The sequence below is a fragment of the Pelatocladus sp. BLCC-F211 genome, from assembly GCF_041928655.1.
Classification (GTDB): Bacteria; Cyanobacteriota; Cyanobacteriia; order Cyanobacteriales; family Nostocaceae; genus Pelatocladus.
The window spans coordinates 1-23,971 of record NZ_JBHFLM010000088.1 but is presented as its reverse complement, the minus strand read 5'-3'; the positions used below and the strand labels follow the sequence as shown (position 1 = coordinate 23,971).

The 23,971-nt window shown below is 41.2% G+C and carries 29 protein-coding genes and 2 pseudogenes; 20 read left to right on the top strand and 11 right to left on the bottom strand.

From position 1 onward, the window contains the following. Window position 1: 1 nt before the first annotated feature. From ACE1AT_RS10860 to ACE1AT_RS10830, 7 genes are read left to right on the top strand one after another with little or no spacing between them, the layout of a single operon-like run. Entirely contained in the window at window positions 2–337 is a 336-nt protein-coding gene (locus ACE1AT_RS10860) for a cation:proton antiporter subunit C (RefSeq protein ID WP_374868103.1), read from the top strand. Beyond that, entirely contained in the window at window positions 334–1,770 is a 1,437-nt protein-coding gene (locus ACE1AT_RS10855; RefSeq protein ID WP_374868101.1) for a cation:proton antiporter, read from the top strand. The genes ACE1AT_RS10860 and ACE1AT_RS10855 overlap by 4 nt, the downstream gene beginning before the upstream one ends. Next, window positions 1,767–2,156, top strand: a complete 390-nt coding sequence (locus tag ACE1AT_RS10850) for a Na+/H+ antiporter subunit E (protein ID WP_374868099.1) — start codon at window positions 1,767–1,769, stop codon at window positions 2,154–2,156. The genes ACE1AT_RS10855 and ACE1AT_RS10850 overlap by 4 nt, the downstream gene beginning before the upstream one ends. After that, entirely contained in the window at window positions 2,153–2,419 is a 267-nt protein-coding gene (locus tag ACE1AT_RS10845) for a hypothetical protein (protein ID WP_016858899.1), read from the top strand. Before ACE1AT_RS10850 ends, ACE1AT_RS10845 begins: the two co-directional genes overlap by 4 nt. Then, a complete protein-coding gene (locus ACE1AT_RS10840; protein ID WP_374868097.1) occupies window positions 2,416–2,694 on the top strand; it encodes a monovalent cation/H(+) antiporter subunit G in 279 nt (92 codons plus the stop codon). Before ACE1AT_RS10845 ends, ACE1AT_RS10840 begins: the two co-directional genes overlap by 4 nt. Then, window positions 2,687–3,304, top strand: coding sequence for a DUF4040 domain-containing protein (locus tag ACE1AT_RS10835; protein WP_374868095.1), 618 nt, complete (start codon window positions 2,687–2,689; stop codon window positions 3,302–3,304). Before ACE1AT_RS10840 ends, ACE1AT_RS10835 begins: the two co-directional genes overlap by 8 nt. Then, entirely contained in the window at window positions 3,301–3,960 is a 660-nt protein-coding gene (locus ACE1AT_RS10830) for a Na(+)/H(+) antiporter subunit B (RefSeq protein ID WP_374868093.1), read from the top strand. Before ACE1AT_RS10835 ends, ACE1AT_RS10830 begins: the two co-directional genes overlap by 4 nt. Here ACE1AT_RS10830 and dapF read toward each other — a convergent pair. Together dapF and ACE1AT_RS10820 are read right to left on the bottom strand one after the other, a co-directional pair. After that, the gene (gene dapF, locus ACE1AT_RS10825; RefSeq protein WP_374868091.1) at window positions 3,942–4,796 is read right to left on the bottom strand and encodes a diaminopimelate epimerase; all 855 of its coding nucleotides are present in this window, start codon (window positions 4,794–4,796) and stop codon (window positions 3,942–3,944) included. The two genes, ACE1AT_RS10830 and dapF, sit on opposite strands and share 19 nt — an antisense overlap. Before the next feature lie 5 nt (window positions 4,797–4,801). Then, window positions 4,802–5,569 carry a methyltransferase domain-containing protein gene (locus ACE1AT_RS10820; protein WP_374868089.1) on the bottom strand — a complete coding sequence of 256 codons (768 nt, stop codon included), beginning with the start codon at window positions 5,567–5,569 and terminating at the stop codon, window positions 4,802–4,804. A 362-nt stretch (window positions 5,570–5,931) separates the two neighbouring features. Here ACE1AT_RS10820 and ACE1AT_RS10815 point away from each other — a divergent pair, with 362 nt between their 5' ends. Then, entirely contained in the window at window positions 5,932–6,120 is a 189-nt protein-coding gene (locus ACE1AT_RS10815) for a hypothetical protein (RefSeq protein ID WP_374868087.1), read from the top strand. A gap of 182 nt (window positions 6,121–6,302) precedes the next feature. Here the strand turns inward: ACE1AT_RS10815 and ACE1AT_RS10810 are convergent, their stop codons facing one another. Then, window positions 6,303–6,692 (bottom strand): hypothetical protein, encoded by a 390-nt coding sequence (locus tag ACE1AT_RS10810; protein ID WP_374868085.1) that lies wholly within the window; start codon window positions 6,690–6,692, stop codon window positions 6,303–6,305. A gap of 473 nt (window positions 6,693–7,165) precedes the next feature. On the opposite strand from ACE1AT_RS10810, the gene cutA reads away from it, so the two are divergent. Both cutA and ACE1AT_RS10800 read left to right on the top strand, forming a co-directional pair. Beyond that, window positions 7,166–7,489, top strand: coding sequence for a divalent-cation tolerance protein CutA (cutA, locus tag ACE1AT_RS10805; protein WP_374868083.1), 324 nt, complete (start codon window positions 7,166–7,168; stop codon window positions 7,487–7,489). Between the two features lie 79 nt (window positions 7,490–7,568). Beyond that, window positions 7,569–7,964 (top strand): cupin domain-containing protein, encoded by a 396-nt coding sequence (locus ACE1AT_RS10800; RefSeq protein WP_374868081.1) that lies wholly within the window; start codon window positions 7,569–7,571, stop codon window positions 7,962–7,964. A gap of 158 nt (window positions 7,965–8,122) precedes the next feature. On the opposite strand, the gene ACE1AT_RS10795 is transcribed toward ACE1AT_RS10800, so the two are convergent. The 3 genes and pseudogenes from ACE1AT_RS10795 to ACE1AT_RS10785 all read right to left on the bottom strand — a co-directional run bounded on the left by ACE1AT_RS10795 (window position 8,123) and on the right by ACE1AT_RS10785 (window position 9,498). Beyond that, window positions 8,123–8,401, bottom strand: coding sequence for a hypothetical protein (locus ACE1AT_RS10795; RefSeq protein ID WP_374868157.1), 279 nt, complete (start codon window positions 8,399–8,401; stop codon window positions 8,123–8,125). Window positions 8,402–8,578: 177 nt separating this feature from the next. Beyond that, window positions 8,579–8,878, bottom strand: a pseudogene (locus tag ACE1AT_RS10790) (VOC family protein); the annotation flags it as partial. A gap of 176 nt (window positions 8,879–9,054) precedes the next feature. Beyond that, window positions 9,055–9,498, bottom strand: coding sequence for a DUF4278 domain-containing protein (locus ACE1AT_RS10785; protein WP_374868079.1), 444 nt, complete (start codon window positions 9,496–9,498; stop codon window positions 9,055–9,057). Between the two features lie 251 nt (window positions 9,499–9,749). Here ACE1AT_RS10785 and ACE1AT_RS10780 point away from each other — a divergent pair, with 251 nt between their 5' ends. The 10 genes and pseudogenes from ACE1AT_RS10780 to ACE1AT_RS10735 all read left to right on the top strand — a co-directional run bounded on the left by ACE1AT_RS10780 (window position 9,750) and on the right by ACE1AT_RS10735 (window position 16,825). Further along, window positions 9,750–11,909 (top strand): Tex family protein, encoded by a 2,160-nt coding sequence (locus ACE1AT_RS10780; protein ID WP_374868077.1) that lies wholly within the window; start codon window positions 9,750–9,752, stop codon window positions 11,907–11,909. 168 nt (window positions 11,910–12,077) lie between these two features. Continuing rightward, window positions 12,078–12,269: a hypothetical protein gene (locus ACE1AT_RS10775; RefSeq protein ID WP_374868075.1), complete on the top strand. Its 192-nt coding sequence runs from the start codon at window positions 12,078–12,080 to the stop codon at window positions 12,267–12,269. Then, window positions 12,266–12,478, top strand: a complete 213-nt coding sequence (locus tag ACE1AT_RS10770; RefSeq protein WP_374868073.1) for a hypothetical protein — start codon at window positions 12,266–12,268, stop codon at window positions 12,476–12,478. Before ACE1AT_RS10775 ends, ACE1AT_RS10770 begins: the two co-directional genes overlap by 4 nt. Window positions 12,479–12,874: 396 nt before the next feature. Then, complete coding sequence (locus tag ACE1AT_RS10765; RefSeq protein ID WP_374868071.1) at window positions 12,875–13,270, top strand: nuclear transport factor 2 family protein; 396 nt, start codon at window positions 12,875–12,877, stop codon at window positions 13,268–13,270. 122 nt (window positions 13,271–13,392) lie between these two features. After that, window positions 13,393–13,539, top strand: a pseudogene (locus ACE1AT_RS10760) (type II toxin-antitoxin system HicA family toxin); the annotation flags it as partial. Continuing rightward, the gene (locus ACE1AT_RS10755) at window positions 13,536–13,754 is read left to right on the top strand and encodes a type II toxin-antitoxin system HicB family antitoxin (protein WP_374868070.1); all 219 of its coding nucleotides are present in this window, start codon (window positions 13,536–13,538) and stop codon (window positions 13,752–13,754) included. The pseudogene ACE1AT_RS10760 and the gene ACE1AT_RS10755, both read left to right, overlap by 4 nt. A gap of 81 nt (window positions 13,755–13,835) precedes the next feature. Further along, window positions 13,836–14,036 (top strand): hypothetical protein, encoded by a 201-nt coding sequence (locus tag ACE1AT_RS10750; protein ID WP_374868068.1) that lies wholly within the window; start codon window positions 13,836–13,838, stop codon window positions 14,034–14,036. Then, the gene (locus tag ACE1AT_RS10745) at window positions 14,036–14,296 is read left to right on the top strand and encodes a hypothetical protein (protein WP_374868066.1); all 261 of its coding nucleotides are present in this window, start codon (window positions 14,036–14,038) and stop codon (window positions 14,294–14,296) included. The genes ACE1AT_RS10750 and ACE1AT_RS10745 overlap by 1 nt, the downstream gene beginning before the upstream one ends. Window positions 14,297–14,361: 65 nt before the next feature. Then, window positions 14,362–15,492, top strand: a complete 1,131-nt coding sequence (locus ACE1AT_RS10740; RefSeq protein ID WP_374868064.1) for a hypothetical protein — start codon at window positions 14,362–14,364, stop codon at window positions 15,490–15,492. A 298-nt stretch (window positions 15,493–15,790) separates the two neighbouring features. Beyond that, entirely contained in the window at window positions 15,791–16,825 is a 1,035-nt protein-coding gene (locus ACE1AT_RS10735; protein ID WP_374868062.1) for a DUF2278 family protein, read from the top strand. 25 nt (window positions 16,826–16,850) lie between these two features. Here the strand turns inward: ACE1AT_RS10735 and ACE1AT_RS10730 are convergent, their stop codons facing one another. The 5 genes from ACE1AT_RS10730 to ACE1AT_RS10710 form a co-directional block, all read right to left on the bottom strand. Continuing rightward, entirely contained in the window at window positions 16,851–18,248 is a 1,398-nt protein-coding gene (locus ACE1AT_RS10730; RefSeq protein WP_374868060.1) for a GAF domain-containing SpoIIE family protein phosphatase, read from the bottom strand. An 814-nt stretch (window positions 18,249–19,062) separates the two neighbouring features. Further along, window positions 19,063–20,712 carry a signal recognition particle-docking protein FtsY gene (ftsY, locus tag ACE1AT_RS10725; RefSeq protein WP_374868058.1) on the bottom strand — a complete coding sequence of 550 codons (1,650 nt, stop codon included), beginning with the start codon at window positions 20,710–20,712 and terminating at the stop codon, window positions 19,063–19,065. Window positions 20,713–20,926: 214 nt separating this feature from the next. Next, on the bottom strand, window positions 20,927–21,559 hold the full coding sequence (gene nusB / locus ACE1AT_RS10720) for a transcription antitermination factor NusB (RefSeq protein ID WP_374868056.1): 633 nt from the start codon (window positions 21,557–21,559) through the stop codon (window positions 20,927–20,929). Window positions 21,560–21,661: 102 nt separating this feature from the next. Beyond that, window positions 21,662–22,435 carry a DUF502 domain-containing protein gene (locus tag ACE1AT_RS10715; RefSeq protein ID WP_374868054.1) on the bottom strand — a complete coding sequence of 258 codons (774 nt, stop codon included), beginning with the start codon at window positions 22,433–22,435 and terminating at the stop codon, window positions 21,662–21,664. A gap of 474 nt (window positions 22,436–22,909) precedes the next feature. After that, window positions 22,910–23,758: a glycosyltransferase family 2 protein gene (locus ACE1AT_RS10710; protein ID WP_374868052.1), complete on the bottom strand. Its 849-nt coding sequence runs from the start codon at window positions 23,756–23,758 to the stop codon at window positions 22,910–22,912. Window positions 23,759–23,971: the final 213 nt, after the last annotated feature.

Below are 23,971 nucleotides of genomic sequence, written 5' to 3'. Positions count from 1 at the left end.
CGTGTTAGAAGCGTGCATCTTCGCAACAATATTTTGCGGATTTTTCGGCATTATCCTTAAAAAAAACCTTGTGATGAAGATCGTCTCTATGGATGTCATGAACACGGGGGTGATCGCCTACTACGTACTGATTGCATCGCGAAATGGCTTGTTCACACCTATTGTTTCAGACGTCAAAAATGGGGCTTACTCCGATCCGGTTCCCCAGGCGGTCATATTGACGGCAATTGTGATCGGCTTGTCAATTCAAGCCCTAATGCTAGTTGGTGTCATGAAGTTGGCACGGGATAATCCGACATTGGAAAGCAAAGAGATCGAAAAGAGCAATACGCCATGAATACCCTTACAATTGCATGGATCGGACTACCGTTTTTTGTCGGGTTCACAATTTATCTGCTCCCCAAACTTGATCGGTATCTCGCACTGGGCATGGCCCTTGTTTCAGGCGCATATGCGTTGCAGCTATTTGCCGAACAAGCGCCCCTGACACTGCAATTACTGGATAATTTCGGCGTTACATTAGTGGTCGATCAATTGAGCGGCTACTTTATATTAACCAATGCGCTGGTAACAGCAGCGGTCATCCTCTACTGTTGGCACAGCGATAAGACGGCTTTTTTTTATGCACAGACGATCATTTTGCATGGCAGTCTGAATGCCGCATTTGTCTGTTCGGATTTTATTAGCTTATACGTGGCGTTAGAGGTAAGTGGGATTGCCGCGTTTCTCTTGATTGCCTATTCCCGGTCTAATCGGTCAATTTGGGTTGCCTTGCGTTATCTGTTTGTCAGCAACGTGGCAATGCTGTTTTACCTAGTTGGCGCGGTACTGGTCTATCAGACCCATCATTCGTTTGCTTTTGCAGGTTTGCGGGGCGCACCTCCGGAGGCGCTTGCTCTGATTTTTCTGGGACTCTTGGTCAAGGGAGGGATCTTTGTATCGGGATTGTGGCTACCGTTGACTCACTCCGAATCAGAAACCCCGGTGTCGGCGATGCTGTCGGGAATTGTAGTTAAAGCTGGCGTCTATCCGTTGGTGCGTTGTGCTTTGGTTTTGGATGAGGTTGATCCGATAGTCAGGCTCTTCGGAGTTGGGACAGCGCTTTTGGGAGTTTTCTATGCCGTCTTTGAAAAGGATACCAAGCGGATGCTAGCGTTCCACACAGTTTCGCAGTTAGGCTTTATCCTTGCTGCACCTAATGTGGGTGGCTTTTATGCGTTAACACATGGACTGGTCAAATCGGCGCTCTTTCTGATTGCAGGTGCTTTACCAAGCCGAAACTTCAAGGAACTGCAACAAAAGCCGATCAATACCGGAGTTTGGGTTGCTCTGGTTATGGCCAGCTTTTCGATTTCAGGCTTTCCCATGTTGTCCGGTTTCGGGGCGAAAGTGCTGACGACCAAGAATTTGATGCCCTGGCAAACTATTGCCATGAACTTTGCAGCTCTGGGAACGGCAATATCGTTTGCCAAATTCATCTTTCTGCCCCATGAGAGACAAGAGGGAAAAGGGGATGTACAACCCGGTTTCTGGACAGCGGTGATCCTGTTGATCGGTGGCCTGATTGCAGCAAATGTTGTGTATTTCGAGGCTTATACCATCGCTAATATCACGAAACCACTTGCAATCATTGGCGTTGGCTGGCTGGCATATTTTGTAATTTTTCGACGCTCAGAACTCAAGCTACCGCGTTTGCTGGAGCAATTTGAGCATCTGGTTGGTGTGATGAGTCTGATGTTGATCCTGCTGTTCTGGATGGTATTGGCATGATTGGGTATCTGAATCTGATATTGCGACTAGTCATCTGGTTTCTGCTCACCGCTAACCTGAGTGTGGCAAACATCATTATCGGCGTTAGCATCGCACTCCTATTGCCGGGAGGTCCCAAATCTGTAGGAAGATTAAAGGATTGGCTGCGGGCGCTGGGTGAGGTCATCGTGGCAATTCCACAGGCATATATTGAAGCATTTGAAATTATCCTCCGTCCGCATAACGAAGAACATGTAACCCTGGAACGAGTCCCACCACGACGGACACCCGGTCTTATATTCTTGGATGTATTTTTAATCACCTTTACCCCCAAGACCATTGTTTTGAAATACCACGAAGAAGGCTGGTACGAAGTGCATCGAGTCCGACGGAGGAAAAAGAAGTGAATCTGGTACTGATAGCAATGATTCTGGCGCTGCTCATCCCCATGTACGAGGCATGGCAGGATGATGATATCTGGCAGACAATGTTGGCCTTTGCCAGTATCGCCACCAAGACATCAGTCATGATCCTGGTCGTATCCGTTTTACGGGATGATTGGATGATCGGTGTTGTCGGGGTCATCATCCTGAGTGTGGGAAATGCCGCATTAATGCTGCTGGCCCATGTGATCAAACGAATGAATGATGGATTGAAGAGTGATCTATGATAGATGTCTTTAGTTATACCTGCATAGGTATAGGAATCGTCTTTTGGTTTTGGGGTACTTTACCCCTGCTTGGCAAGCGATCGCTCTTGTTCAAATTGCATAGTCTTTCGGTTGCCGATACCCTCGGTTCGATGAGTATCGTGATTGGGCTACTCCTAAAAAGACCCAGTGAATGGCCGCTGCTCATCCTTGCCATCATCTCGTTAGCGATTTGGAATACAGTACTGGGGTATGTGTTGGCATACTGTTCCAGTAGCGGGGGAAAGTATGAATGATATCGATATCTATGTATATGCGATTATCGCCTTGCTGCCCTTGGCAGCCTCTATGGTGGTACTTCAGGTCAATCCATACCATGCCCTGGTCATTCGCGGCATCTTGGGAGCTGTGGCGGCATTGATATATACGCTTTTAGGGGCGGCGGATGTTGCTTTGACCGAAGCATTGGTGGGTACCATGCTTGCGATTACTCTCTATGCGGTTGCGGTGCGTTCATCGCTGGTCATGCGTCTTGGTGTGATCCAAGACTCGGCGAGCGAGACAGATGAGGATTCTCAACCAGACGAGAAAGGCGATCGCCTTTTTGGGCAACTGATGGATAACTTACGAACCATTTTTGGCAAACGCCATATGCGTCTTGAGTTACTGACCTACACAAATACACAGGCTTTGCAGCGGGCGCTGATGGAAAAAGAAGTCCATGCCATCTGTACCCGATCTCAAGACAGTGAACCAGACGGTACAGTATCTGGGGACGAAAAGCAACCCTATCACACCACGACCAGGGTTCAACGCATCTATGACATCATAAAAAACGAACTTTTATTACCAGGGACAACCCTAACCTATGTAAATATACCAGACTTAGAGGAGAAGCATTCATGAAATGGCTTTATATTATAGCAGGGATAGCGCTATTTGTCAAAATGCTCGTCATCCCTAACCCGGCACCGGACTCGTCTATCCCTATCGTCGAGGCGATTGTACAAGATACTGGAGTGCCGAATGCGGTTTCGGGTATCATCTTTATGAATCGTCTGTACGACACTATCTTTGAAGTAGTGGTATTTACAATTGCGATTTTGGGTGCTAATTTTCTGCTGGCGAATGAAAGACCGTCCTGCACAATCTATCAATTCACAGATCAACCATCTATTGTTTTAGCGCGTCTGGGAGCGACAATTTCCGCGTTGGTGGGTATCGAACTAGCGATTCGAGGACATCTGAGTCCGGGCGGTGGTTTTGCGGCCGGGGTGGCGGGTGGAACGGCGATTGGTCTTGTTGCGATTACCTCATCACCGGAGTGGATGCAGGCGATTTACAAGCGCTGGCACGCGGCTACATGGGAGAAGGTTTCGGTTCTTGTTTTCATTGTACTGGCGGTTGTAACTCTAGCCGGAGTAGAACTACCGCACGGAGAGTTAGGCGCACTTGTCAGTGGAGGAGTTATCCCTCTGCTCAACATTCTGGTTGCAGTCAAAGTCGCGTTGGGATCGTGGGCGGTGATTTTGGTTTTTATTCGTTATCGGGGGTTGTTGTAGTACGTAAACAATTCCTCGGATAGATTTCCTTCAGATATTTTAGTGACGGAGCCTGTCATGATAACTGTGAAGTCGTTTTTGATTTGAATATCAATCAAACCACCAGGCATTTGTACTGTAATATCAGCATCACACAAACCCAGTTTATGGGCAACTGCGGCGGCGGCGCTGCTGCTACTACCAGAAGCTAGAGTGTAACCTGCACCACGTTCCCAAATTTCGATTTGTATTTGATTTCTATTCAGGACTTTCATGAACTGAACATTAATTCGTTTGGGAAACAATGGATGGATTTCTAGCTTCGGCCCGTATTGTTTAGCAAGAATAGGTGTGACTTCTGGTAAAGGAATTACACAGTGTGGATTTCCAATCGTCGCCGCACAGAAAGAAAAAGTTTGGTCATCAACACAGATTGATTCTCTGATAACTTCTCTGCGATCGCCAACAACTGGTATCTCATCACTCCAAAAGCTAACTTTCCCCATTTCCACCTGAATGCTTTTCTCTGCATCCTTGACTAGAGAACGTACAATTCCACCAACGGTTTGAATTGTAAAAGATTTTTCGCTCACTAATCCTAGATCCCAGAGGTAGCGGGAAAAAATACGCAAGCCATTACCACTTTTTTCTGCTTCACTACCGTCAGGATTGAAAATACGAAGTGCAAACTCTGCAATTTCTGAAGGTAATGGCCCGAATAAAATACCGTCGGAACCAATTCCGAAGTGGCGATCGCAAATTGCTTTAATTTTCTCAGGTGTGAGCGCAAACGGTAAATCTTGGGGATTAATTACCAAATAATCGTTACCGAGAGCATGATATTTATAAAACTTCATTTAATCTATTCTTTAATAGCAACTACGCGAATTCTACGATAGTCTGCCCACCACTTACCATCTTGATACAATATAGGCTGCAAACGTTCCTCGACAGCTTGGATGACTTTTGTTTGTTGTGTAGGAGAAAGTCCTGTTAAAAATTGACTGGTAAAGAACATTTGTAGCCAGTTCGCCATACCCATATTACCTCCTTCTAAAGGAGTTGGTCTATCAAATAAGGTCGCATAGGTTACTTCTAAACCTTGTTTTTCTAGTAACTTTGCATACTCACTAATACTCGGAAAATACCAAAGATTGATTGTACTTGGAGAATTGTAACCCAGTTCCATCAAAGCATCTTGCAACGCCTGAACAATGGCTTTGATATTTCCTTTCCCACCAAATTCAGCTACGAACTTTCCACCTGATTTTAAGGCTTTGTAAATACAACTCACTACTGCATCTGCTTCTTTGACCCAGTGTAGTGCAGCATTAGAAAAAATAGCGTCTAGTGGCTGTTCAACTTGGAAGTTCCTAGCATCAGCAATATCAAATCGCAAATGCGGATAGTTTTGTCTAGCTTTCTCAATCATGGCGGGAGAATGATCAATTCCCAAGACATCAGCGCCATGAGTAGCTATTTTATCAGTCAACTGTCCTGTACCGCAGCCCAGATCCAGAATGCGATCGCCTACTTGGGGAGAAAGTAAGTTGAGCAATTCTTCGCCATACTGCCAAACAAATCCGTGTTGACCTTCGTAGAGAGTTGTATTCCAATGATTATGTAACATGAAAAATTCAATTAGGAATCTTATATAGGATTCCTATTTGATTTTTGAACAAAACTCAGTACACATCTAGCTTCCTTTTTTTTCTTTCTTTCCCTATTGCCTATTGCCTATTGCCTATTGCCTGCCTCCACGAGTAAATTCATTAATCAAATCGGATTGCCATATCTCAATATGCTTCAGTTAAAGATAATTATAGGTGTCACCTCACAACTTTCTCACATTGTTGTTTTATTTTAAAAGTAAAACTAAAGTAGTAGGCTTTTGCTTAATAGTCAAACAATTTTTTGGGTATGAAAAATGTATTTCAAAGTGTAGTGTAATTTCTGGAAATTTGCGTTACTAATCTGGGAGGATAAACAAAGATGCAATCCAATACTAATGAAGTCAAACAAATTGCTACACAGTTGTTAGCTAGTATGCTTTCTAATCCTCATATTTATGCAACCGTCAGTGATGAAGGAGCTAAAGGTCAGCAAGAGCAAGAATTAATGATGGTTGCTATTGAAATGGCAGAATATTTAGTTGCCAAAGTTGAGCAGAAAAAATCATAAAACTATGTTGAAAATTTTGTGATGTGACTTTGATTTTTTTACTCAAACAGCAAAATTAGTCACATCATTTCACTTTTTTATCATACACAGGCATTGGTATGGGCGTACAGATGTACGCCCATAAAATAAATATAATATCAATATCTATCAGGATTCTAGTTATTTTAACTAATTTGGTAAAATTAAAATTTAGTAACTGTAACGTTAATACCAGAATTGATTTGTTTGGGAGTCTTGAAATACTCTATTGGCTGGAGATACTCAGGAGTTTGGTTTTTGCGTTCTTCGCATTCCTTGATAATCAAACCAGGATTATGAATAATCTCAAGTGGATCAATTTTTGTGCATCCCTGCTGTCTGACGACTGAAATTGAACCCGCAGTTTGTCTTAGCCTATTATTTCGGTTGCTGACATTACCCCAGTTATTCTTAATCGTCACTGGTTTGGTAACTAAAAAACCAGCCCGATTACTACGATTGGTGATTTGACTATTCACTGGGTTAGCATAAGCACTAGGAATAATGCTGAATGTACTAACTAAAACTACCAAATTAAGAAGTAAGCGTTTCATAAATCAAATCTCTCATAAATACCTACAATTAATTTTGGCTATTTTTACCTTTAACTGCACTATCTTTAGACACTTTTTGATTCTGTAACATTTAGATTAAAGATAGATTAAAGATTTTGACGAGATAGATTCACCTTGTCCTCAAACCCATAACTAGCTGTATAGCCTGTGCTGTAAGCAACAGCAATGGTCTATGATTATTTATATTTAAAAATAAATTAAGATGCAGCAGAGTGTGACAAACTAGAGACGATGTGACACTTTTGCAATTAATCACAGTTCTTCTGACTCTACCTCTCGTCAAATAAATCAATATGATAAGGAGATTTAATACTCGACAAAAATAGCGATCGCAAACTTTATTAAGATTACAGTGACTAGTAATATATTGTGGAAAAACTTAATTACGCTGAATAAACGCATTTATTTGTAAAAGTCAAGTACCTAGATCACAATAAGTAAATTTTTTGAAAATGAAACTTTACTACATGACCCTAAATAATGCAGATGAAGCACGTCAAATCGGTCGTGCTTTATTGGAACAAAAATTAGCTGTTTGCGTCAATTGGTTTCCTATTACTTGCGCTTACATATGGAAAGGAGAAATTACAGAAGAGCCAGAAATGGTGCTAATTGTGAAAACTCAAGCAGGTTATCGGGAACAAATTGAAGGAGTGATTCGTCAACATATTAATTACACTAACTTTATTGCCGAAATTTCCCCCACAGAAATCAACCAAAATTTTCTTGAATGGTTAAATGCTGAAGTTCCCTTCAATTCATTACAAAAAATGTAGTTACAAATTCTATAGCATTCAACATTTTTTCCTAACAGTAGAGAAGAATGGTAATAGCTGTCTAGTTGAGAAACTAGTTATGATCCAGAATGAAAACAGTAATCCTCAGTCGCCAGTCTATCAATCTTCTTCATATAGTGATACCCGATATTGGGGTAAAGTAGAAGTTATAGAAAAAGGGAAAAACTACAGTATTAATCGTATTGAAATTAAGCCAAAGCAAGGCATTAAACCACAAATCCATTATCACCGCAGTGAACACTGGGTTATAGTTTCCGGCACAGCAAAGGTGACTTGTGGCCAAGAGGAAAAATTGCTTAATAAAAATCAATCAACTTTTGTTCCTCCAGCCACACTTCACAAAGTAGAAAATCCAGGATTTATCCCACTAATTATTCTGGAAATTCAAAATGGCGAATACCTGGGTGAAGATGACATAGAACGCCCACTAGATTGCAATTTAGCTACCCTGTAGCATAAATTGAATTTTAATCAAACTTTATTAGGGTAGGCACTACTTTTTGGTTAAAGGGAAGAGGGAAAGGGATGAAACGAACACCCCTTACCCTTTAATTTTTTACAAAAAAAGGGAACAGCGAACAGGGAACAGAGGATTTAGAGGCACAATAAAAGTTATGATTGCGGAGGAACAAGGCTAGCAGTTTTCGTCGCACTATTCCAAACTATCCAACCAAATTGATGATCTAAATTCTCGTCAGTATTTGCTACTTTAAAATAAATTTTTTCGCCACCCTTCATTTCAATAGCAAAATCAGCATTTTGAGCATATACCACCTTAAAACCTCTGTCTCGCAAGCAATACATCGCCCAAGCTTTTAATGACTGTCTTGCTGGTTCGTGTGGAATAGGAGGTTTTGTGATTGCTTGTTCAATAACTTGGAAAATTTGCATTTTTGTCATTGGTCATTGGTCATTAGTCATTAGTCATCGGTCATTGGTCATTGGTCATTGGTCATTAGTCATTAGTCATTGGTCATTGGTCATTGGTCATTGGTCATTGGGAAGAGACTTGTTAAAAGTTCTTAATTTTGACTTTTGACTTTTGACTTTTGACTTGTTTTGTCTTCCTCAACTGGGATCGCACCGAATTTCGATCATAAAGCCATCGGGGTCATAAAAATAAACGCCTCGTCCGGTGGGACGAGTGACTGGTCCGTGTGCGATCGCAATTTGGTTGTGTTTGAGTACTTCGACAGCGCGATCAAAACTCAGAGGATCTATGTCGAAAGCTAGATGATAAGCTCTGGTAAAAGTGCGTTCTGGATTAGGATCTGGCGGTAATAATTCTGGTTCCCAGAATAAATCTAAGATAGTTCCATCAGGAGTAACAAAGTTAGCGACTTTTCCCTGTGCGACTAAATCCTTTAAACAAAAGTGGATACAAGCTAAAACTAACGAGAAATATCTCCAGCTTTTAGCAAAACATCAACAAATGTACGAACAAAAACAATTGCGATCGCGTACACAAGGATAAATAAAAAGATGAATACGAACTGCAACCCCTACACCCCTACACCCTTACTTCCTTACACCCCTTTTTTAAGTCATTCCATACTTCTGGATGTATTAACTACTTGATGCATTCTCCAAGGAATACCACGATACCTGCCAACAACTTCTCCTTCTTGAATTTCAACACTCACATCTGGTGCTTGATAGTTACTACCGCGATACTTACGTATTGTTTCCTTCTCCATTTCTGGAGCTTGAGAACTAATTAATTCCTGATTCTGATGATTATTTAGTTGTTCTTGATCTTTTTCCTGCGGCTTAAGTTTGTACTCGTTTGGTTGTAGGAGTTTTTTTGTACTCACAAAAACGACGATGAGCAACAAAAGTTGTACTTGCCAAGGCGCTAAAATCAAACCTAAAGCTAGACTAATAGCTGCAACTACACCTATAATCTGGCCAATTTCATCAGTACTTTTCTTGAAGACATAGCCAGCTACTAGACCAGTAAAAAGTGGTATTACAAACAACAAAGTCATCTTTCTTTCACCTCTGAACTAAACCAGAAGCGCTAAATTTTCGGTATTTGAAATTGGGGCTATCGTTTAAAGACGTGTAGTAATTATACATTCACGCTTTTTTTTGAGCCACAATGTGCTACTAATAAACAACAACACCATCAATAGTAATTACAAAAAAGTCTAATATATGATATTACCATCATACGCTTGCATCATCAAAGCTATCTAAGGTATTACCTTGATTGAGTAGCTTTTCTGACTGACACCCAATGCTGAACATTCCTCAACTACTGGCAACTGAACTCAACCTCAAAGCCTATCAGGTGCAAAATGCGCTGGAACTACTGGCGGAGGGTGCAACAATTCCCTTCATCGCACGTTACCGTAAAGAACGCACTGGGGAAATGAATGAAGTCCAGCTGCGCGATTTAGCAGATAGACATACCTACTTAAGCGAACTAGAAGAACGAAAATCGGCAATTTTGAATGCGATCGCCGAACAAGGTAAACTGAGTGACGAACTCAAAGCGAAAATCGAAGCTTGTTTACAAAAAACGGAACTGGAGGATTTATATTTACCCTTCCGTCCCAAACGTCGCACCCGCGCCACTGTCGCCAGAGAAAAAGGACTAGAACCGCTAGCTGAATTGATCAAATCGCTGAATACCAAAAATGCTGCACCCACATCTTTGGAAGAAGCAGCAGCGAAGTATGTTTCTGAAGAAAAGGGAGTGAAAACACCAGAAGAAGCCCTAAGAGGTGCTTCTGATATCCTAGCCGAAGAAGTAGCAGAAAAAGCAGAATTGCGAGCATATCTGCGTGAATATCTCCTAGAAGAGGGAATATTTGCCTCGCGGATCAAAGATGAACATCCTGAAGGTACAACTAAGTTTGAAATGTACCGCAACTATCAGATCAAAGTTAAGAATATTGCACCCCATAATCTGCTCGCACTGTGTCGCGGTGAAAATGAGGAGATATTGAGTTTTGGGATTAGCTTTGATGAGGATGTGGTACTTTCCTATTTAGAATCGCACGAAATTCGCTCCAAACATCGTCCTATCCGCAATTTTTATCAAGAAATGCTCAAAGATGCATTCAATCGTCTGATGAAAACTTCTTTGATCAGTGAGGTAATCTCAGAGAAGAAATTATACGCCGATGTTGAATCGATCAAAACATTTGAAACAAACTTGCGAGAGTTGCTGCTATCTGCACCTGCGGGGATGAAACCAACAATGGCGATCGATCCAGGTTTTAGAACTGGGTGTAAAGTTGCTATAATGGATGAAACTGGGAAATTCTTGGAATATCAAGCAGTATTTCCCCACCAAGCAGCCGAACAGCGCCTCAAAGCTGCACAAACACTCAAAAATCTGATTGAAAAATACAAGATAGAGTTAATCGCTATTGGTAATGGTACAGCTTCCCGCGAGACAGATGAGTTTGTCGCCCAAGTATTGCAAAGTTTGGAACGCAAACCAATCAAAGTTATAGTTAACGAGTCTGGTGCATCTATATATAGTGCTAGCAAAGTTGCAGGACAAGAATTCCCCGATTTAGATGTTACCGTACGTGGGGCAATTAGTATTGGTCGTCGCTTGCAAGATCCACTAGCGGAACTGGTAAAGATAGACCCCAAATCTATTGGCGTGGGACAATATCAACACGACGTAGACCAGAAACTGCTGAAAAAGAAACTAGACGAAACAGTCGAAAGCTGCGTTAACTACGTCGGCGTAGATTTGAATACTGCTTCCAAGGAACTTTTAACTTTCGTCTCCGGGATTACACCCACTGTTGCTAATAATATTGTCACCTATCGCAACCAAAACGGAGCCTTTAAAAATCGTCGGGAACTGCTGAAAGTTCCCAAGTTAGGGCCAAAGGCGTTTGAACAAGCAGCAGGATTTCTACGGATTCGCAATGGTAAAAACCCCCTAGATAATACCGCCGTGCATCCAGAAAGTTATGCTGTAGTGGAAGCGATCGCGCATGATTTAGGTGTAAACTTACAAAAAGTTACCGAAATTGCCGAAAAACTCAACAAAGCCAACCTGAAAAAATACGTCACCGCAACCGTTGGTGAACCCACCCTACGCGACATCCTCAAAGAACTAGAAAAACCAGGCAGAGATCCCCGCGCCGAGTTTAAGTATGCCACTTTCCAAGAGGGAATTAAAGAAATTTCTGATTTGAAAGAAGGGATGGAATTAGAAGGTATAGTTACGAATGTTGCCAATTTTGGTGCGTTTGTGGATATTGGTGTCCACCAGGATGGGTTGGTGCATATTTCCCAACTTGCTGATAGGTTTGTCGATGATCCCAAGAAAGTAGTGAAGGTGGGACAAGTTGTGAAAGTCAGAGTGATGGAAGTGAATGAGAAATTAAAGCGGATTGGTTTGTCGATGAAGGGTGTGAAGCAGTAGAACCTCAGTTTTCACATCATGTATAAAACTTGTTCGTAGTAAGGACTTTAGTCCTCTTCCTTGAAAGCAACGACTAAAGTCGTTACTACGAGCTTCTAACTAGTTTGTGTATTATTTATTGTACTAAAGCTATTATGATCAGTTGGCAAGTTAGACTTTACACATAACATGAATCCCACAAATGAACAAGCTCAAGGACTTTATCGATTGTGTTACCGACTCACTAATGTCATATATCCTGGATGGCAATATAAAAGTATTGAGCTTGTTCGCATAGACGAGAGAACTGGAAAGTTATACATACTAGCTGGAGAAAATTTAGACTTTGAGATCAAGCCTACAGGAGGATATGAGCCATGACAACCGCTAATTACGACGCCATGAGCCTTGATGAGTTAAGGCGATATGTCTTGAGTCATCGAGAAGATATCGTTGCTTTTCAGGCTTATGTTGACCGTTCAAAAGCTGTTGGGCGGATGATCAGCATAGATTTAAATGACAATAATTGGGAAGAGACACTCACCGATCAAATTCGGCAAAGTAGATCAGTTGAGGATCAATTAGAGTAGCCTTTATATTAAGTAGTCGGACACAATTAATTACACAAAATCTGGCTTGTACTTGTTCAAGCAGTTTTTTTGGGCGTTTTTCCATCGGGTGTTATACAGAAAAATTCTGTTTAATACTCTAAATAGAGATGTTATACAGAAAAATTCTTTATAACACCAAGGGATATACGGAAAAATTCCATATAATTCACCCGTGAAGGGTATTTATACGGTAAATATATGTATAATATCCGATCAGGGATGTAAAAAAGAAATTTTCCGTATATTCAGAAAGAAGGTAGCTGTAATGCTTGATATATTAGGATTTAGAAAAAGATTATACGGTAATTTTCCGTGTAATAAATAGTTGGGCTGCTTTCTTGTTTGAATGACATTCGTATTGGATGGTGAACAATTGTGAGTTCAAATCAGCAGTTTCTGCAAAATTTATACGAAGCCTTCAACAAAGGCGAGATTGAAACAATCATCTCGGTGATGCGCCCGGACGTGAAATGGGCGAACGGGGTGGAAGGCGGTTTCGTTTATGGACGCGACGCGGTGCGCGAATACTGGACTAATCAATATAAGGTTATTCAAGTGCAGCTTGAAACCTTAAAATTCGAGACGGATGAAAACAATCGAAATGTCGTTACCGTTCATCAAATCGTCAGAGATTTGCAAGGCAATTTGCTCGCGGATGCAACAATTCAGCAAATCTTTACCATTGAGAATAGTTTGATTAGTCTTTATGAAATTGGCGAAACCGAAACAATCCAAGAGATGATTCAAAAGACGAGAACTCCCAATGAGTAATTGGGAAGGCAGTTACAATTCGAGCCGTTGCTTTTACCGATCATAATGAAGAGGGGTTAGTAACTTCGGTCAGATTCTATATAGAAACTTCACCGCTATTTGCATAATCGCAGCCCAAAGGTAGCCATGAGCGTTGGCGACATCCTCTGCTCAGAAAAACACTAACAATTCCAGGTAAGGATGGAGATGATGTACCAATCTATCTGGAAAAACAGGTAGCAAAATTACTTACTGCACTCGAAGAGCTAAGGGAGAACGAAGATTCATGAGTCGATATAGCATGATTATTCAATGGTCTGACGAAGATCAGCTTTTCCTGGTTACGATTCCAGAGTTTACTGATCGCGTTGTTATGCCTTGCACTCATGGCAAAACCCGTGAGGAAGCAATACGTAACGGCGAGGAAGTAATTGAAATGTACTTAGAAGCTTGGCAAACAGAAGGTGAATCTATTCCTAACCCAAGTACGCTTCAAATTGCCTGAACATTGTGATTTCTTCATCCCCAAGTTGACCTTATCAAGCAAAGCTATAATTTGCTCAAGAGCAGAGAGATAAACATTGATATGTCAACCCTAGAACAAATTGAAGCGGCAATTCTAACACTTGCGTCACAGGACTTCGAGCGTCTAAGGCAGTGGTTTTTTGACTTGGATTATCAACGTTGGGATGAACAGCTAGAGCAAGACATTGCAGATGGCAAGTTAGAAGCCTTAGCTCAAGAGGCGATCGCTGAATTTGAGTCAGGGCAGTGTCGAGAAATTTAATGCACTACACGACACAACGATTTTGGAAATGCTACAACACTTTACCCGAAAACGTACAGCAAACTGCTGACCAATGCTATGAGTTGCTTAAAGCCGATCCATCTCATCCATCGTTGCACTTCAAAAAGATTGGTAACAAGTATTGGTCAGTTCGCGCAGGGCTAGATTATCGGGCTTTAGGTGTTGAAGTTGAAGATGGCATTTCTTGGTTTTGGATTGGAACTCATGCAGAGTACGACAAGCTAATCGGCAAGTTATAGTGCGGTATAAGAACCCGGTGCGTTATATTCACGTCGTTTCTCATGATGTGGCTGGACAGGGGAAAATGGATAAGAACCATATAGAACTTAGAAGGAAAAGATACTTCAAGCTCAGTTCACAAATTGCTCAGTTGGATAATGCACAACTACGTTCTCTATTTGATGATAATCATTCAAGTTTGGGTTGGGGACTGACTCAGACTATAGTTCTTGGAAAATCCCAAGTCTTTGTGAAACGCATTCCAGTCACAAACATCGAATATGACAACTTGTTCTCTACCAAAAATCTCTATGATTTGCCGACTTACTTTAATTATGGACTCGGTTCCGTTGGTTTAGGAGTCGCTGGTTTAGGGGTCTTCCGTGAACTCGTGACACATATCAAGACCACCAACTGGGTATTAGACGGAGCGATCGCCACCTTCCCACTGATGTATCATTATCGGATTATTCCGTTTTCCGGGCAGCGTCTGGATGTCGATAGGGAGCGTCTCAAAGGCTTTGTGGAGTACTGGGGCAATAATGCTAACGTCGGCAATTATATGTTAGATAGAGCGAACGCCAACCATGAGTTAGTTCTGTTTCTGGAGTACATACCACATGTTCTGGAAACATGGCTACGGAAAAACCCCAACAAACTCCAGAAACCTTTGGATTACTTACGTACGACAATTGCCTTTTTGAGGACGAAGGAAATCATTCACTTCGACGCACATTTTCGCAACGTCCTCACCGATGGCGAGCAAATCTATTTAACTGATTTTGGTTTGGCACTTGACAAAAGTTTTACGTTGACGAAAGAAGAAGAATCTTTCTTTAATGAAAACACATTTTACGACTACGGAGAGATCCTGCGAAATCTTAGCCACCTGATTCGACCATCGTATGATTCATGTTCGGAAAACGATAAACGCAGAATCATGGAAAAATATGGCATAAAAGAAGGCTTACAACATTATCAACTGGTGTCTCTATTACTCGACAACATCGAGCAGATACATGCTGACGGGATCATGAAGCTAGATGAATTCTATGTTGCCAGTATCGTGAAGTACCGCAGCATCATTACACTGATGCGAAACTTCTATTTTGATATATGGGGAAATAACAAAAAAGACACGAAACTTCCTCATGTGAAACTACAACTACTGCTCAAAGAAACGGGGTTTCTTGCTGCTGACTCCCAAGGCGGATAGTTGTCATCATTTGCTGCTGTAGCACGTCGCAACAAATCGCTCGCATTAGATCACGCGATCGCAGCTTGTCTTCAAGTTTGTGCAGAACCTTCAGTCAAATATTAATATTCTGTTAAGTAAATAAATATACTGAATAAATAATTAAAACTCAGGTTATCTCAAAAAAAAGAAAGTAATATATAAAACTGTTATTTGAATGGCGATTGCTATTCTTAACCTAATTTTTACGTTTATTGACGAGCATTAGACTTAAGTAACTCAAAAAAACATTGTCACTTTCATCACAAGGACTTTATTTATGGGTTTGAAAGATTACGGTGTATTAAAGTGTCATGCGATCGCTGGCATAATGGAACTAGATAACGATTCTCCACACTATCAAGTACATGTCAACGACGGTAATTTTGATTATCGTATAGCAATTAATGTTAGGTCAGTCCAGCAACCCTATGATTTGTTGTACTTGATTGATAGTAATTTTGAACACTACATTACGCAAAAGCTGAAAACATTAGATTTTGGATTTAACAAAATTGAAGTTTCTCAAAGACAAGCTGGAGGAATTGCCCTAGATTACATTCGAGGCAATTTGTTTAAAGTCAATCAGATGAAAGCTTTGCCCTATAGCCTTCCTGGAGAAAACAACGACCTCAATGAGTTTATTGACTTATACATTCAAAGGGCAATTGCAACTAAAGCTGAAATCTACGCCTTTGGGGAACCTTGGGGACCAGAAGAAAAAGCTGATAAAATATTCGACTTTAAACCAGGTAGAGGCATTCATGACATACACATGAATCAAGGCAGCAGTGGTAAGTTTCAAAAAGATAATGGAATTTATCAGGATGGAGGGTTATTAATTCACTATAAATCTGCACCTCAAGATTATTGGGTTGCTGCCTTTTTTGCATTTCAGTCTCAGTCCTTCCACACAGATGACAACACTGGTAATCCCATCGATAAGAATGTGGGATCTGAACCAAAAATACCAGATACCCCATCAGTGAAGCCACAGGTAAGAATTATTGCTGCCCTACTTAATCCGAGTGGAGAAGATGTCGGCAAAGAGTCAATCACTTTAATTAATTCTTCACCAAACAAAGTAGATTTAACAGGCTGGGCGATCGTCAACCAACTCAAGCAAAAAGCCAGTTTAGACGGATTCAACATTGAACCTGGTGCAGCTGTCAGAGTACCTTTGAGTGGAAAAGATGTGCAGTTGTCCAACAAAGGTGGAACTCTATCTCTCCTCAATCAAGAAGGTATCAAAGTTGACGGTGTTTCCTACACTCAAAAAGATACTCAAGAAGAAGGGTGGACGACGTTATTTTAACTGATGTGGGGTCTGTTGGTAGTTCCTAATTACTAACTTGCAAAACCACCAACGTCATATCATCGGTGTTCTGTTTTTCAGCACCGATGAATTGTTGTACTCGCTCAAATAAGTAATCTAGTATTTCCTCTGGGCCATTGCAATACCTACAAGCAAGGCTGAATTCATTGACGAGATTTTCTTCATCAAAGCGATCGCCACTGGCGGCTGCCGCATCAGTCAGTCCATCTGTATAGTAAATAATAGTATCTCCTGGCTCTAAGCGTGCTTGACCATCTTCGTATTGGCTGTTAGCATCTAAACCAATTAACATTCCCAGAGTGTCTAAACGTGTCACTGTTTTCGTACTAGCGTGCCACCACATCGGAGGATTATGTGCAGCGTTGCTGTAGGATAACATCTGGCTTTTCGGGTCATATTCTGAATAAAACAAGGTGACGAAGCGGTTAGAATTTTCTAAATCCGCATACATGACTCGATTTAAGTTTTGCAAGATTTGTGCTGGGGTGTTACTGTGCAGCACCTCACCCCGTAGCATTCCTCGCATCATAGTCATAATCAGACCTGCGGGGACTCCTTTTCCCATCACATCACCGATCACTAAAGCCCAACGAACAGATTCCACAGTTTCTTTGACATTAGGCGGTAAAATTAAGTTGTGATTTGTAGGAACAAAGTCGTAGTAATCCCCACCTACACGATTCGCTGGTTTACAACGCGCAGCTAGAGTTACTCCTGGAATACTGGGACATTGACGTGGTAAAAGTCGCCGTTGAATTTCAGCACCAATTTCTAATTCTTGATCTAGGCGTTCTTTTTTCCTTAGTTCTACAGCCAGTTCATCGTTTTCAATGGCGACTGCGGTTTGATCTGCCACTAGCCTAACTAATTTTTGTCTGGTTTCTGTCCATCCGTACTCAGGATCGCGGCTCAAAACATACAGCCATCCCCTTTCTACATGCTTGACTAGAATTGCCGTACCAAAGATTTGTACATCCGGCCCCAGATGATAATGCATCTGGGCATCTAAAATACTGGTGGTAGTTGCTAGCCCAGATGCATGTTGTTGATGCGTAATTTGACTACTTACCGTCTCTAATGCCTTACGAATATTTTTTCTTTGGTGACTGTCCTGCCAGTGTAGCTGTTCTAGCCTAATTTGGCCATTTGGTTTGTAGAGAAACAGGGCGCTACCGTCTGCGTCTGTTACTCTTGTGGCCATGAGCGGTATTAACTCCAAAAACTGGTTTAAGTTGTTGAAGCTTCTCAGAGCAAATCCCAGAGAACTGAGTAAATCTTGGATTTTGTTCTGCTCTCGGTGCAGCCTTGCCACGAGTTCTTTGAGCGCCACAACTGGAGTAACATCTGTTGCGGCACTAGTATTACTGTCGGTAGGTTCAGAGGGCAGTTTAGGCACAGGCACAGGTATTATTTAACTTCAGTAAGCAATTTGAGATTACTAAATAAATGAGCTAGCCTCAGAATCGCTAAACCATATTTAGATAAGATTCGTCAGTTTAGCAAGAGTAGAAAGACGTAAGTGTAAGTTTTATAAGTATTTCATTTTTTATTTGATTTTTTCATCAATAGTAAGTGTTTCAAGGGATATTTTTTAGTTTAAAACCGATCCTTTATTAGCAGCCATTTTTACTAAGTATTAGAAAATAATGAATTATTTCATAACTTTATGGATAATTCATATACCTTAAGATAGATAAATTCATTGGGATATACGCAAACTTTTAGCTGTTAATCTTAGCACTGAGTTATGAAATTCATGTAAGGTCTTAACCATGTTGAACTTATGTAGCTTAATATGTTCTCCAAGTTTTTCCACATACGAGTAGAAGTTATAAGAAAGACTCACAAAAAATCATAACTCACTATTTTTCTCCATTACATTAAAAATGATGTTAACATGTAGCTATTAAATTGATGTCTTTTAAATTACCTCCAGACAATATTGTGTGAGAAATCAAAGAGCAGTCTTAGGAAAGCAGGGAAACAGCTTTTGATATTAACTTAAATCAGCTAACTATTATGCAATAAAATTTAACAACCATACAAACGGTTGTTAAAACTCAAGTATTAAGTTGCAATTCTAGCAGAGGTTTTCCACCCGTTATCAAAAACTTGCTGGTTTGAGTTAAATTTCAGATTTATATCGATTAACTGAACTGTATTGAGTCAAGGGGACGGATAATTTATCCCTTAACTCTTCACCTTTAACCTGGCTACTAGCCACTCAAAAGTGCTTCTACAAACTCATAGCTAGAAAAAGGACGTAAATCTTCAATACCTTCACCAGCACCGATAAAGCGAATTGGTAAACCCAACTGCTGCACTACAGCCAAAGCCACACCCCCCTTAGCGGTGCTATCCAGTTTTGTCAAAACTACACCAGTGAGTTCTGCTGCTTCCGAGAACACTTCAGCTTGACGCAATCCATTTTGACCTAAAGTTGCATCTAATACTAGTAAAGATTCTATTTTGGCGTTGGGTGCTTTTTTATTGATAATCCGACGGATTTTGCTGAGTTCCTCCATTAAGTTCTTTTTATTTTGCAGTCTACCTGCGGTATCTACCAAAAGTAATTCGGTTTGTCGTGCTGTTGCTGCATTGATCGCATCAAACACAACAGCAGCCGGATCAGTATTCTTACCGGGATTGGCAATTACTTCTACACCACTGCGATCGCCCCAAACTTTCACCTGTTGCACAGCAGCAGCACGAAAAGTATCAGCAGCCCCAATCAAGCATTGATAGCCAGATTTTTGAGCCAAGTGGGCAATTTTACCGATAGTGGTAGTTTTACCAGCTCCATTCACCCCTGTAATCAACCAAATATTAAAAGAATCTTTTTCGGGTGCGAAAAACGGCTTGTGAGATTTTTGAATTGGTCGATCCAGCATATCCCGGAGGATTTGTTTGAGGTAGGCGATCGCCTCTTCTGGTGGTAAAGCTTCTTCGCGCAGTTTGCCCTGCAAGGCCGTGATGATATAATCTGTGGCTTCTACACCCACATCCGCCTGCAATAATAATGCCTCAATTTCTGCAACCCCAGCTTGGTTAAGGGGCCCTTGACCAACAATGGCTTTGAGTTGGTTAACAATATTACGACGGGTTTTATCTAAACCCTGCCTTAGCCTTTTGAGCCAGGTAATTTCTTCAATCGAAACGTCTTCGGCTCGTCTCCCCTGTGCTGCTAGTACTTCTGTTGACCATAAAAATCCTTCATCAAAGTCTAATTCGGGTATAGGCTCGGCTGTTTCTGGAGTCGTAGTAGCAGCAGATGGCACTGGTTGTACTTCTTCCGGTTCTATGACTTCTATCGCAGTTGCGATTAAACGTTCCTGCTTCGCTTGTCGTTCTGCTGCTGCCTTTGCTAGTAAGGATAGACTAGCAGGTTCTTGTTTTGGTATTACTGCTTCAGTTGATGTATTTTCTGAGTTTTCTTCTAAGGTGGTAACTGACGTTGGGGGAGTAACTTCTTTTGATACTTCTGTTGTAACTTCAGTGGCTGCGGCTACAGTTTCAACACTTTCTTCTGGCGCTGGGGTTGTTGCTTCGCTAACTTCAGCTACAGTTTCAACACTTTCTTCTGGTGCTGGGGTTTCTGATGTTGGTGTTTCTGGTGTAGTCTCAGTTGTTTCCTCAGTAGACGGAGTTTCTATTGTCTGAGATTGTTGCTTTTGCTGAATATTTTTATAAGCAGCTTTTGCAAACGCAAGTAAATCTGTCGCCACAGGTTGTTCTGCTTCTGTTGTAGGTGCTGTGGCTGATTCTGTAGGAGATGGTGTTGAGACAGCAGAAGTTTCTGCCTCTTTTTCTGGGGATGAAGTCTCAGAAGAATCGCTATGTTGACGACGGAACCAGTTAAAAGCCATGTTTCTTTAGTCGTTAGTGGTTGGTGGTTGGTGGTTGGTGATTGGTGGTTGTTAGTGGTTAGTATTTATTGGTTAGTTTTCTGCCTTGTCTTCCTTGTCCACGCCACGTGCTACAACGCGGGGGACCCACAAGGGCGCAGTGGCTCCCCTTGTCCCCTTATACTCTTCACACTTTCCATCTCTCCATCTTCCCACCTCCCGATCCTCACTATTTCTAGACAGGCTGTTTTTGCTGTTGTGTGACTCGACGGAGAACTCCGTTGATAAACCGATGACCTTCATCTCCACTGTAGCGTTTCGCTAGTTCCACAGCTTCATCGATCGCGACACTATTGGGAACTCCCAGATACATGATTTCTGCTACAGCAATTCGCAAAATATCACGATCAATTTGGGCTAGACGAGTTACTTGCCAATCGACTAAGGCTAGGCTGATTTGTTGGTCTATATTTTTGCGTTCTTCATCGATTGTCCTTACTATTTCAATCGCGTATCTAGCAACTTCTTTGTCTTGATTTGCTAACTGAATTAATTCTGGAAACTCAACAGCTGCACTCAACTGATTAATAGCTGTTTGAGTAGAGGTTATCGCCTCTTTTAGCATTGTTCTAGCAACATTGAGGTCACTGGTGCGAGTTTCGCTACTGAGGATGCGATCGTTACTGCGTTGGAGTTCGCCAACAGCATTATCCAGAGTATCTTGCACTTCTGATCGCAAGGTACGTACTGCTGCTAACACCAATTTAGGTAATTGGTCTTCAGTTAGTTTTTTGGGATTGGCTGGAAGCTGAGAAAGGCTCAGAAGTGCCAATTCGCGCGCAATTTGACGGGGTTTTCTGGTTTGCATATTAAGTTAAATAAAAATGTATGAGGAGTATCCTGTCAGATCAATATCAACGGAGTTAACAGTATATCAGTAGCAGTTACTCGTTAATTTACATTCACAACTTTAAGTGTCTTCGAGAGGAAAAACCTGCCGTTTTGCTTCTAGAGGTGATGCTTCTAATTTGCGGTCTTTGGTAATAATTACAGGAGGTATGGTAGTGTTGGGAGCAACAATACCGCCAGACACAATTATTTTAAAGGCGTCTTCTATCGACATCGACAGGTTGACTACCTCATCTTCAGGAATTACAGCATACCATCCAGTTGTAGGATTAGGTGTTGTAGGAATAAAAATACTCAGCATAGGACGAGACATGTTAGCTTGGATATCGCTGCTGACGATGCCAGTAACGAAAGCGATCGCCCAAATTCCCTGACGCGGATACTCTACCAATATTACACGGCGAAATTTGCCATTTGTATCTTTGAGTATTGTCTCCAAAAGTTGCTTGAGGGTTTTATATACTTGTCCGGCTAAGGGGATCGCTTGTAAAACTCGCTCACCAAAATCTAGTAACCAGCGCCCCACAATATTCCTAGCCATCAAGCCAATCAGGAGAATACTTAGTAGTGGCACCATTAGTCCCACTAATAAATTTAGTACATTCACTAAGATGGGGTGCATTCCATCAAAGGGATTTAATTGGTTGGGAATACGGGTAAGAAAGTTAATTACCCAACTAGCAATGGTAATCGTCAGCCAAATGGTAGTTGCTAGAGGAATCACTACCAACAAACCAGCAATCAGGTCATTTTTTAAGTCCTGCTTCCAGCGATCAATTACCAAAGCGTGATTCTCCTTTTTTAAGCTTGTGGAATTTCTGTTATCAATATTCATAACAGCAGTTTGATCAAATAGCTAAGATAGACCTCAGCCAAAAAGGATGAAGGATAATAGAGTGTATGTAGATGCTCGTTAGATTAACTTACCGAGTTGATTGGTTTGCAGTTCCTCATAGCCACACAGAGTATGTAGACCTCTACCAACCGTGATGTCAGTTGGATACTCTCAACAGAGCATTACTTTACTTTTTAAAACTTGTAAATGATTGTTGCAAGTTTTAAGGTTATCTCTAATACTACCGCGCGCAATCCCAAGCTGCTCATTATTCTATAAAGTAGTCTATAAAGTATTTTATAGAGAGTTTTAATAATTAACTTTTTTAGCAAATTAATCTCATAGTCGCACTGCTAATTGTTCTCAAAAATTTATTTATAAAATATTAATTATTATAACTTATCTTAACTTAACACAATTATTGAGGGAAGTGTGGGCATTGGGCATTGGGCATGGTTAACAACCAACAACTAATTAAATGACAGGAGATTGAGTGTCTGGACTCGGTTTAGACATATGCTTTATTTCCCAGATTTTGAGTAAAATTAGATACTCGTAAAAAGTTTGTAAAGAACACCATGCCAACCCAGCGCGCCCATCCAAGCAACCACCTAAGAGAAAATACATATATATAAAACGTAGCAAGGGTCTTGCGGGTAAACGCAAAGATAAATCTTTGAGGGCGCGACGGCGTTCAACTTCTGACTGACCAAAAAATAAATCCCACCAGCGAATTTTTCCATTTTCTAGTTGATGCAGCGTTTCTTTGGCTTCATCAGTAGAATAACGGTTGTGCTTTTCAATCCAACGGCTTAAGCCTTTGCTGCAAGTATAGTGGGGATAGGTTTCCTTTAAAAAGCTTGTGGCTCCGTCACAAACTTCTCTTTCTGTATGTCCATAATCTGTAAACCAAACTTTACCGTGACGGAAAAGCCGCATTTGGTAACGAGGATACTGGGTACTGCGACGAATCCAAGTATTCATGAACATGACGCGTTCGGCAACATAGTAGCCAATGTAACTTGGATTGTGAAGTGCTTGATTGCATTCAGCAAATAGTTCTGGTGTCATGCGCTCGTCAGCCTCTAAAATATACACCCATTCATGTTTTGGAGGTATATTTTCTAGCATCCAAGTACGTTGACAACCGTGGCTTTCAAAAGCATGTTGCACAACACTAACAGGATAGCGGCTGGCAATTTCCACAGTGCGATCGCTACTGCATGAGTCCACAACAATAATGTCATCTGATAGCATTGCTGACTCAATACAAGCCGCAATATCTAGTTCTTCGTTATGAGTCAATATATAGATTGAGAACATTTGAAACTTTTGGTCAATTGTCACTTGTCAATTGTCATTGGTCATTGGTCATTAATCATTGGTCATTTGTTACTATCGAAGCAATGCGGGAGCGTGAGAACCCCTACGATTTATCGAGGGGATGAAACGCGAATCATCGGATTTTAACCCGCAGTTTCTCTTTCAATGTATTGTCTTACCGCTTCTCGAACCAAATCATTAAGAGAACGCTCT

What these genes read in the sequence shown, in the direction of transcription:
- ACE1AT_RS10780 (WP_374868077.1), top strand. Translation starts at nt 9,750, where the DNA reads ATGCTGAACATTCCTCAACTACTGGCAACTGAACTCAACCTCAAAGCC.
- ACE1AT_RS10840 (WP_374868097.1), top strand. Translation starts at nt 2,416, where the DNA reads ATGATAGATGTCTTTAGTTATACCTGCATAGGTATAGGAATCGTCTTT.
- ACE1AT_RS10740 (WP_374868064.1), top strand. Translation starts at nt 14,362, where the DNA reads ATGGATAAGAACCATATAGAACTTAGAAGGAAAAGATACTTCAAGCTC.
- ACE1AT_RS10775 (WP_374868075.1), top strand. Translation starts at nt 12,078, where the DNA reads ATGAATCCCACAAATGAACAAGCTCAAGGACTTTATCGATTGTGTTAC.
- ACE1AT_RS10855 (WP_374868101.1), top strand. Translation starts at nt 334, where the DNA reads ATGAATACCCTTACAATTGCATGGATCGGACTACCGTTTTTTGTCGGG.
- dapF (WP_374868091.1), bottom strand. Translation starts at nt 4,796, where the DNA reads ATGAAGTTTTATAAATATCATGCTCTCGGTAACGATTATTTGGTAATT.
- ACE1AT_RS10770 (WP_374868073.1), top strand. Translation starts at nt 12,266, where the DNA reads ATGACAACCGCTAATTACGACGCCATGAGCCTTGATGAGTTAAGGCGA.
- ACE1AT_RS10710 (WP_374868052.1), bottom strand. Translation starts at nt 23,758, where the DNA reads ATGTTCTCAATCTATATATTGACTCATAACGAAGAACTAGATATTGCG.
- ACE1AT_RS10850 (WP_374868099.1), top strand. Translation starts at nt 1,767, where the DNA reads ATGATTGGGTATCTGAATCTGATATTGCGACTAGTCATCTGGTTTCTG.
- cutA (WP_374868083.1), top strand. Translation starts at nt 7,166, where the DNA reads ATGAAACTTTACTACATGACCCTAAATAATGCAGATGAAGCACGTCAA.
- ACE1AT_RS10830 (WP_374868093.1), top strand. Translation starts at nt 3,301, where the DNA reads ATGAAATGGCTTTATATTATAGCAGGGATAGCGCTATTTGTCAAAATG.
- ACE1AT_RS10810 (WP_374868085.1), bottom strand. Translation starts at nt 6,692, where the DNA reads ATGAAACGCTTACTTCTTAATTTGGTAGTTTTAGTTAGTACATTCAGC.
- nusB (WP_374868056.1), bottom strand. Translation starts at nt 21,559, where the DNA reads ATGCAAACCAGAAAACCCCGTCAAATTGCGCGCGAATTGGCACTTCTG.
- ftsY (WP_374868058.1), bottom strand. Translation starts at nt 20,712, where the DNA reads ATGGCTTTTAACTGGTTCCGTCGTCAACATAGCGATTCTTCTGAGACT.
- ACE1AT_RS10795 (WP_374868157.1), bottom strand. Translation starts at nt 8,401, where the DNA reads ATGCAAATTTTCCAAGTTATTGAACAAGCAATCACAAAACCTCCTATT.
- ACE1AT_RS10820 (WP_374868089.1), bottom strand. Translation starts at nt 5,569, where the DNA reads ATGTTACATAATCATTGGAATACAACTCTCTACGAAGGTCAACACGGA.
- ACE1AT_RS10750 (WP_374868068.1), top strand. Translation starts at nt 13,836, where the DNA reads ATGTCAACCCTAGAACAAATTGAAGCGGCAATTCTAACACTTGCGTCA.
- ACE1AT_RS10755 (WP_374868070.1), top strand. Translation starts at nt 13,536, where the DNA reads ATGAGTCGATATAGCATGATTATTCAATGGTCTGACGAAGATCAGCTT.
- ACE1AT_RS10785 (WP_374868079.1), bottom strand. Translation starts at nt 9,498, where the DNA reads ATGACTTTGTTGTTTGTAATACCACTTTTTACTGGTCTAGTAGCTGGC.
- ACE1AT_RS10800 (WP_374868081.1), top strand. Translation starts at nt 7,569, where the DNA reads ATGATCCAGAATGAAAACAGTAATCCTCAGTCGCCAGTCTATCAATCT.
- ACE1AT_RS10715 (WP_374868054.1), bottom strand. Translation starts at nt 22,435, where the DNA reads ATGAATATTGATAACAGAAATTCCACAAGCTTAAAAAAGGAGAATCAC.
- ACE1AT_RS10835 (WP_374868095.1), top strand. Translation starts at nt 2,687, where the DNA reads ATGAATGATATCGATATCTATGTATATGCGATTATCGCCTTGCTGCCC.
- ACE1AT_RS10735 (WP_374868062.1), top strand. Translation starts at nt 15,791, where the DNA reads ATGGGTTTGAAAGATTACGGTGTATTAAAGTGTCATGCGATCGCTGGC.
- ACE1AT_RS10745 (WP_374868066.1), top strand. Translation starts at nt 14,036, where the DNA reads ATGCACTACACGACACAACGATTTTGGAAATGCTACAACACTTTACCC.
- ACE1AT_RS10815 (WP_374868087.1), top strand. Translation starts at nt 5,932, where the DNA reads ATGCAATCCAATACTAATGAAGTCAAACAAATTGCTACACAGTTGTTA.